Below are 1,431 nucleotides of genomic sequence, written 5' to 3' on the forward strand. Positions count from 1 at the left end.
CATAGCCTTCGCTTTTGAGCAGTTTGCCGGCGTTTTTGGCCTGTGCGATGCCGGTTTCCGTGAGGTCAACATCGGTCCAGCCGGTGAAGCGGTTTTCCAGGTTCCAGGTCGATTCGCCGTGGCGGATGAGCACGAGTTTGTACATGGTCAGAAGGTGTCAGAGGGGGTGGGAAAGGGTGAGAGGGATGAGGGCAAAAGATAAAAAAGAGGGGATAGGGCGCCGCAGGCTGGGTATTCGGGCCCCTCCATTCTAAAATCATGGGTTCGCTGAAAAAGCGCTCCAAGACACACAAAGGGTACAACGTGAAATTTCTGATCGATAACTGGATGCTGATTTCGATAGCGGTCGCCTCGGGCGGCATGCTCGTTTGGCCCATGATTGCCAGTGGCATGAACGCCGGCGCGCTCACGGCCAGCGGTGCTGTGCAACTGATCAACCGTGAAAAAGCCGTGGTAATCGATGTCAGCGAACCGGACGAATTTGCCGCAGGCCACGTCACAGGTGCCAAAAATGTGCCTTTCAGCGAGCTGGAAGACAAACTCCCCGGTGCTGTCAAAAACAAGGGCCTGCCGCTGATCCTGGTGTGCGCCAGCGGTGCGCGTGCCGGCCGGGCTGTTGCTGTGGCCAAAAAACTCGGCTACGAGCAGGCCCAATCACTGGGCGGCGGGCTGAAAACGTGGAAAGAGGCTAACCTTCCGCTTGAGAAGGCCTGACCAGTTTCAGATTTTCCTGATCCGGTTTTGGGCAGGCATGAAAGCTGCAACGCTTCGGCGTTGACCGGGTTTTGGGCCCGGGCTTCGGCCTGACCATCCAATTTTCCTGCGCTGCGCGTAGAACAGCTCCTCCGGAGGAAACCATGCAAACCGTCAAGATTTACACCACCGGCACGTGCCCTTATTGCATCCAGGCCAAGCAGATACTGAAGCAGCGCGGCGTCACCGAGCTCGATGAAGTCCGTGTGGACATGGTGCCCGGCGAACGCCAGAAAATGATGGACATCACCGGCCGGCGCACCGTGCCGCAGATTTTTATCGGCGACACCCATGTCGGCGGCTGCGATGACCTCATGGCCCTGGACAGCCGCGGCGGCCTGCTGCCGTTGCTGGAGATGTAATCACCCCTGTTCAGGCTCWTTGCATGTAGCCTGCTCCCCMTTCCAGGGGGCGGCGCCTGGGGCCGGCAAAGCCGGACCCGCGGCCCCCACTGGTGAAATACCGCCTCGCTGGTTACATCACTGAATCTTCAAGCCAGCATGAGCCGTGGAACCGGCTTTGCCGGGCCACAGGCGGACGGCCCCCTCGGGGGGCAGCGACCCACACAAAGTGGGGGAGCGTGGGGGCTCCCTATAATCCGCTGGTCACCGGCAACCCGGCGCGTCGAATCCTCTATCCAACCTTCCCCCCACCCGAAAGAGCACCATGGCTGAAGCC

General features: G+C 60.0%; 3 protein-coding genes. 2 read left to right on the forward strand and 1 reads right to left on the reverse strand.

The genetic code is table 11. The features are described from left to right. Positions 1–145: histidine phosphatase family protein (locus AC1D0Z_RS21730; RefSeq protein ID WP_477660227.1), on the reverse strand; the 145-nt coding region annotated here is incomplete at its 3' end. Between the two features lie 158 nt (positions 146–303). Between AC1D0Z_RS21730 and AC1D0Z_RS21735 the strand changes: the two genes are divergently transcribed. After that, on the forward strand, positions 304–714 hold the full coding sequence (locus AC1D0Z_RS21735; RefSeq protein ID WP_477660225.1) for a rhodanese-like domain-containing protein: 411 nt from the start codon (positions 304–306) through the stop codon (positions 712–714). Positions 715–857: 143 nt separating this feature from the next. Then, complete coding sequence (gene grxC / locus AC1D0Z_RS21740) at positions 858–1,115, forward strand: glutaredoxin 3 (protein ID WP_477660226.1); 258 nt, start codon at positions 858–860, stop codon at positions 1,113–1,115. Positions 1,116–1,431 lie beyond the last annotated feature (316 nt).

It is taken from the genome of Polaromonas sp. P1_E3, from assembly GCF_056405935.1.